This is a genomic window from Chamaesiphon sp. VAR_48_metabat_135_sub, from assembly GCF_031418915.1.
Lineage (GTDB): Bacteria > Cyanobacteriota > Cyanobacteriia > Cyanobacteriales > Chamaesiphonaceae > Chamaesiphon.
The window spans coordinates 1-6,098 of the sequence record NZ_JANOJV010000053.1 but is presented as its reverse complement, the minus strand read 5'-3'; the positions used below and the strand labels follow the sequence as shown (position 1 = coordinate 6,098).

Here is a 6,098-nt window from a genome sequence, read left to right as displayed (position 1 = left end):
CGATTTATCAAAAAGGTATTTCACTCAATAAGTCAGCAATGAAAGAGGTGGAAAAAAGATTAGAACGAAACCCACTACTCCCTAAATGGGATGTTCTGATTCGTCCGGCTTAGTGGGTATATTCTTTATCGGGAATCACCTCAATCGACACCATCTCTAGTTGTTGCTCTTCCTAACGTTGACGTTCTAACTCGGCTTCCTTCCGTCGCTCTTCCTTCTGACGTAATAGTTCGGCTAGGTGTTGGCGTTCTAATTCGGCTTCTTCGCGTTGGATTTCTAGCCCTGCTAGTACGCCAGCAGCGATTTCGCGGTGAGTTGCGGCGGATGTCACGCCCAATTGCAAAGCGCGATCGAAATCAGGAATGGCAGTATGATAGTCGCGCAGTTTAGCATGAGCCAATCCGCGTTGGTCGTAGGCATGACCTAATAGCGAGAATCCATCGACGATCTCATCCGGTGCAGCACGATTAATAACCTGAGTCAGGTCGGCGATCGCGATAGCATATTCTTGAAGCTGAGTGTGAGCCATCCCGCGATAGTAATAGGCGGCGAGATTATCTGCGAGGGCGATACTGTGGCTAAAGTCGATCATACTCGATCGAGTGGCTCCATCTTGGTAATACTCGATCGCTCGTTGATAGCAACAGTCAGCTAGATCAATTAACTCGTCAATTCCCAATTGTACCAGAGAGCGATTCAACTTTTCGACGTAATCTTGATCGCCGATACTTAGTTTAGCTTTTAATGAATTTGGCGATTTTCCTTGCTGCATTCTCCAAAAAAATCATGCAATCCACCATTCAAATGTTGCTCCATTTCTGGAGCTTTAATACTATTGCGATCTGGGGAGACGATCGTATCATATTTGAGATTTGGCGGTGAGAAAAAGACATGGAGATGGGGGACGGAATTATTGCTGTTGTTATTGAGAATCGATTTCGCCGCTTCCCAAATCGGCGACTGACCCAGCATTTTTTCTTCCCGCATTTTGATTCGAGCGGATTCTCGATCGAAATAGCGGAGTTCCCTCGTAAGTTTAGTTTCGATTTCTTTGAGTTCGAGTTGGAGATTTCGTTGTCGATCTGATAGCTCGCGTTGGAGACTCGCTCTCCAGATTTCTAGTTGTTCCAAATGTTCGCGACTGAGTTTACCCTCATTAGCTTGAAATTCGCGAGTCAATTCTGCTAATCGTTCATTTTGCGATCGTGTCAACAGATTTTCATCATGTTGAAAAGCTTGATTCAATCGTGCCAATTCTGCTGATGATTGTCGATTTAACTCAGACAGACGTTCATTTTGCTCTCTAGTTAATTGATTTTCACCTCTTTGGGCAAGCGCATTTAACGTTAAGATGGCTGGGATCTTTTTAGCGATCTAGAAACCCTGTTGGGGAGGGCGGGTTTTGTTCGACCTCGAACGTTAAAATCGATATTTGCTTGCATAAACCCGCCCCTACAGACCCGTACCGACAGATAAATATATCTGTAACACAAAGATCCCAAATTGATTCTATATATTTTTGTACGTAACAATCACTGTCGATCGAGAATAGTTCAGATCGGAACTATTATTGCCACACGCGGAGATGGATGGGTGGACTGTTGAGAAATGAATGGCGGAGTAGGTGCCAAACTGCGTTAAACCAGTGACGTACTTCGGTGGTAGAGTCACCACGATAACGACATAATAAACCTTCTGTCAAACGGGTTACACCTATTTTACTAGGTTCGCCGTCGAAGATCGATCGAGCCTGGACAACCAGATCTTTACTAACTTCCGCGCCAATCCAGGCTAAACTTCCCACGATCGAGTGTCCTGCTAAACTATGAGGACTATCAACCATTTCATCACCGTAGAGGATCTGTCGATCGATCCAGACTGGTTTCCCCTCGCGGTATACTTCGGTTGCCGATTTCCATTCACCTTGGGTAAATCGCTCGCCCCGCGCCGTTCTCCCGAACCGATTGATTTCCCAACCCAACCAACTTGCTGTAGCGGCTAAATTGACTCGTAAGTGTTGGTAAAAGATTGCTCGGTTAAAGACGATGGTTTCTTGGGGTAGCCACTCTAGACAAGCATTTTCGCTGATATTCTGGACGATATATTGAACTGCGGGTGTACCATTACTCCCATAGATTTTACCAGCCGCGGCAGTTGTAATCACCGCCCGCGAGTTAGGCTGGAGATCGATATCGATTTGCAACCTGTCACCACCAACGACACCACCCGCTGTATGCAGGATCGTGTTATGACAAATTGACTCACCTTCAGGATAAAACGATCTTTGCACCTTCAACGGCGCAGTGGCTTGAATCTTAATTGCTTGAGTTTTGGCGCGGTTGTGGCTATATGCTAATTGCAAACTTCCTTGCCAACCAGGAAACGGATTAGGATTGTTCGGAATCTTCAACTTCCACCTCTACCATCGGTGCATTTTCGAGTAAGAATAATCGCGCAAGTCTGTCATATACACCTGCGCCAATATACTGAGGATATGTATGCGATCGACTGTAAATCCAGATTAATTCTTCATCATCAAAAATGCGAATATCTTGGAATAAACTCTTACACTTAGACTTGAGCGAATTGCCCGCCGCTAAAGCATCCGTCCATCGATCGAATGTGCGATCGTAATCTTTCGTAAATACTCTAAACATGCAGTTTGCGATCGGCGACTAGTTATAAGTTATGCTAAGTTTCCGCTGGAGTTTGACGCGGTTCAAAATAGATGGATTGCGGATGACCTGTCAATTCTAGTATGCTGGGGGCATAATAGATCGATCTAAGCAAGCTCTTACCTATCTACAAATAATTATGTCCCTATTTCGTCCACTGATATCTATCCTGCTGGTCTTTATTTCCGTCTTTGTCGTTAGCTGCGGCGATGGCACAGAAGCAAAGGCTCCAACTTATAGTGCCGCACAACTGGTGCAAATTCAAGCTACAAGTAAAAATGTTAGCGCAATGACCGATCGATTACCCGAACTCGCGACGATGATTCAAGCACGCGATTGGAATAATGTCAAATCATTCATCCACGGTCCTTTGGGAGATATCAGAACGCGAATGTCTGGTTTATCCAGAGAGCTGTTACCAGGTACCAAAGAGCAAGCTTTAGCAGTTAGCAAAGAAATCTTTGTCCATCTCAACAAAATTGATGCCGCTGCTGACAATAATGACTACCAGCTCGCGATCCGCAACTACGGCGAAGCACTCAAAGATCTTGCCAGTTTCTCAAATCTGATTCCTAAAGCGTAGTTAGATTGAGCATCAAGGAAAGTCAGGGTAGGGGCAATGTCTTGTCTCGCTAAACCGTCGGGGAACCCGACGAGCGCGAGCCGCTGCATGAATTGCCCCTACCCTAATTTGTGAGTATGGATAAATTAATCAACTTTCAACTAAATAAAATGTCTACCAGCATTAGTATTATCGGCTGCGGCATTATTGGCGCGACAATAGCTTACGAACTCAGTCATTTAGATAAGTATACGATCGATGTTTACGATCGACAACAACCTGCCCAAGCAGCAACGGGTGCGGCTCTGGGTGTTTTAATGGGGATTATCAGTCAAAAGGTAAAAGGGCGTGCTTGGAACCTTCGCAAAGAGAGTATTACCCGTTATCAAAGCTTGATTCCCGAACTAGAAAAAATCACAAAATCAAAGATTCCTCACAACTCCCAAGGAATTCTCAAACTATTATCATCTGAAGACGATCTGGGTAAATGGGCGCAATTAGTTACCACCCGCACCGAACAAGAGTGGCAATTAGAATTATGGAATGCACGCAAAGTAATCACTCAGCTTCCGCAAATTAATAGTCAATTTAGAGGTACCGCTGCATATTCACCCCAAGATTTACAGGTAGATCCAGTTGCGCTGACAAATGCTCTAGTCGCTGCGGCAAAGCTAAATGGAGTGAATTTTCATTTCGATCGCTCGATCGAGTCTATTACGGCAGATAACCAGCATAGCTGTGATATTTCCACACCCGATCTACCAACTGTAACTAGTGACTGGGTTATCGTCGCCGCTGGTTTGGGTTCGACTAGTTTACTCTCAACACACGCCCCAATTGAAATTCAACCCGTCTTAGGACAAGCCATCCAGATCCGCTTGCCTCAACTATTGGGCAATCCAGACTTTCAGCCAGTGATTATTTCTGATGATGTCAATATCGTCCCCTGTGGAAAAAATGATTATTGGGTGGGGGCGACAGTAGAATTTCCCGTCGATGGTGTCATGACAGCTCAGGCAGAATGTTTAGAACGAGTCAAACAAATTGCGATCGATCTTTGTCCTGATTTAGCCAAGGGAGAAATCGTCCGCACCTGGCAAGGCTTGCGTCCCCGCCCCAATCATCGCCCAGCACCTGTAATCGATCGAGTCGGCAATAATCAGCGAGTATTAGTAGCAACCGGACATTATCGGAATGGCATTTTACTTGCCCCTGCAACGGCAAGAATTATCGGTGATATGTTATTGGCTGACTAAAGCTCCGTCCCAGTAACGTCAACGATTTATTTGTGCAATATATTTTGTTTCGGTACTTATCTTCTCGCGAGACTGTTTGTACAAAAGATTTAGTTAAAAACTCACCCTCCCTGAATGTCAATCGAAAATGTGGTAAATCGATCTTTAGTTAGTTTTTACAGGTACCGGAATATTTTCTTGCTTAGGTTTCCCAGGATTGAGACTGCGGAAGTACATCCCACCGATCGACAGTACAAATCCAATATAAGCTAAAGCTGGAACTAAGTATAGCTTATCTGTATAGCCAAATAATGCACTTAAAAGTAAACCAGGAAATTGGTCTTCGGGCAATACCTTACTTGTATTCCAGACTAACCCACCCAGATTGCAAGAATGCACCTTGGTAAATTTCTCATAGAAAAAACACATTCCGGCTGATTGTCGATCGCTTTGAGCGATGGTAGCGATCGCAGTATCAAAATGTCCCAATGACGATACCACCAAACCCGATACAATCAGCAATAACAATACGCCCATAATCTGGAAAAAGCGGCGGATATTAATTTTTATCCCCCACTTAAACAACAACGCACCAATTCCGGTGGCGACAGTCAATCCAGCCGCCGAACCCAATGAAGGAATCAACCCTTGCTGAAACTTGGCAACGATAAATAAAACAGTTTCAAATCCTTCTCTCAAGATTGCCACAAATACTAGGGTAAATACGCCCCAACCAGCATTTGTCGCCATCGCTTGCTCGATTGCGCCTTCTACTTGCGCCTTCATGAATCTGGCTTGCTTTGTCATCCAGATTAACATCCAACTGAGCATGACAATCGCCACCAACCCAAAAATCGCTTCGAGAAATAGTTCTAGTGTGGCTGCATAAGGATTTTGAGACTGAGATAGTGCCTGAGCTGTTTGTGCTAGCAACACGCCAACGATCCCACTCGCCGCAATCCCCGTAGCGACGGCTGCATACACCCAGATGTTCAAGTGGCTCTGTTTAGCTTTTTTCAAGCAAGCAAGTACGATACCGACCACGAGGGCGGCTTCTACCCCCTCTCTGAGGGTAATTACAAAGGTCGGTAAAGCTGAACTAAAATCCACGATCTTGATTCCTTGCGATTAAAATTTGGTTGAGGGTAGATGACTATCTGATGTTTGAAATTACGATTGAAAAAATTTCCTGTATTCACAGATTAAATTTTTAAAAAAGTGCGACTACTTAGCTGCAACAGTAATAACTTTTTGAGTATTTAGTTCGATTGTTTTGACTAATGTACCGACTTCTGCGACAGTCTTTACCGGAGCTGCTGGAGGCATAGCTGCGGGCCATGCTGTAGTTAATTGCTTCATGTTTTCAACAATTATTTTATGAGCATCTGGATGATCTTTAGCCATATTTGTGGCGATTCCTTGATACAACATATTTGCATAAGCGATAAAACCTCTAGAGTCTTGATACTCGATTGCGGCTTTGATTTTACCATCGGTAATGGCTGCACCATATTCAGAATTGGCAGTATCTAATAAACCATTAATTACTTGCAATACGAAGGTTGGATTTTTACGTTGGGCATCCGGTAATGCGGCAATTGCTAGATCGATCGATGTTTGTGATGC

General features: G+C 44.3%; 7 protein-coding genes and 1 pseudogene. 2 read left to right on the top strand and 6 right to left on the bottom strand.

Going from position 1 to position 6,098, the window contains the following annotated elements; all coding sequences use genetic code 11:
• Window positions 1-172 precede the first annotated feature (172 nt).
• The 4 genes from RMO55_RS03675 to RMO55_RS03660 all read right to left on the bottom strand — a co-directional run bounded on the left by RMO55_RS03675 (window position 173) and on the right by RMO55_RS03660 (window position 2,657).
• Window positions 173-772 (bottom strand): hypothetical protein, encoded by a 600-nt coding sequence (locus RMO55_RS03675; RefSeq protein WP_310423681.1) that lies wholly within the window; start codon window positions 770-772, stop codon window positions 173-175.
• Complete coding sequence (locus RMO55_RS03670) at window positions 742-1,245, bottom strand: hypothetical protein (RefSeq protein WP_310423678.1); 504 nt, start codon at window positions 1,243-1,245, stop codon at window positions 742-744. Before RMO55_RS03670 ends, RMO55_RS03675 begins: the two co-directional genes overlap by 31 nt.
• A gap of 322 nt (window positions 1,246-1,567) precedes the next feature.
• Window positions 1,568-2,404, bottom strand: coding sequence for an urease accessory protein UreD (locus RMO55_RS03665; RefSeq protein ID WP_396134160.1), 837 nt, complete (start codon window positions 2,402-2,404; stop codon window positions 1,568-1,570).
• The gene (locus tag RMO55_RS03660; RefSeq protein ID WP_310423670.1) at window positions 2,388-2,657 is read right to left on the bottom strand and encodes a hypothetical protein; all 270 of its coding nucleotides are present in this window, start codon (window positions 2,655-2,657) and stop codon (window positions 2,388-2,390) included. The genes RMO55_RS03665 and RMO55_RS03660 overlap by 17 nt, the downstream gene beginning before the upstream one ends.
• Before the next feature lie 157 nt (window positions 2,658-2,814).
• Between RMO55_RS03660 and psbQ the strand changes: the two genes are divergently transcribed.
• Window positions 2,815-3,258 (top strand): photosystem II protein PsbQ, encoded by a 444-nt coding sequence (psbQ, locus tag RMO55_RS03655; RefSeq protein WP_310423667.1) that lies wholly within the window; start codon window positions 2,815-2,817, stop codon window positions 3,256-3,258.
• Window positions 3,259-3,374: 116 nt separating this feature from the next.
• Window positions 3,375-4,493 carry an FAD-dependent oxidoreductase gene (locus tag RMO55_RS03650; RefSeq protein ID WP_310423664.1) on the top strand — a complete coding sequence of 373 codons (1,119 nt, stop codon included), beginning with the start codon at window positions 3,375-3,377 and terminating at the stop codon, window positions 4,491-4,493.
• Between the two features lie 144 nt (window positions 4,494-4,637).
• Here RMO55_RS03650 and RMO55_RS03645 read toward each other — a convergent pair whose 3' ends face one another.
• Together RMO55_RS03645 and RMO55_RS03640 are read right to left on the bottom strand one after the other, a co-directional pair.
• Window positions 4,638-5,582 (bottom strand): FTR1 family protein, encoded by a 945-nt coding sequence (locus RMO55_RS03645; protein WP_310423661.1) that lies wholly within the window; start codon window positions 5,580-5,582, stop codon window positions 4,638-4,640.
• 114 nt (window positions 5,583-5,696) lie between these two features.
• Window positions 5,697-6,098, bottom strand: a pseudogene (locus tag RMO55_RS03640) (helix-hairpin-helix domain-containing protein); the annotation flags it as partial.

Bases quoted from the DNA above. Each gene is read 5' to 3' on its own strand.
- RMO55_RS03675 (WP_310423681.1), bottom strand. From the start codon at position 772: ATGCAGCAAGGAAAATCGCCAAATTCATTAAAAGCTAAACTAAGTATC.
- RMO55_RS03660 (WP_310423670.1), bottom strand. From the start codon at position 2,657: ATGTTTAGAGTATTTACGAAAGATTACGATCGCACATTCGATCGATGG.
- psbQ (WP_310423667.1), top strand. From the start codon at position 2,815: ATGTCCCTATTTCGTCCACTGATATCTATCCTGCTGGTCTTTATTTCC.
- RMO55_RS03650 (WP_310423664.1), top strand. From the start codon at position 3,375: ATGGATAAATTAATCAACTTTCAACTAAATAAAATGTCTACCAGCATT.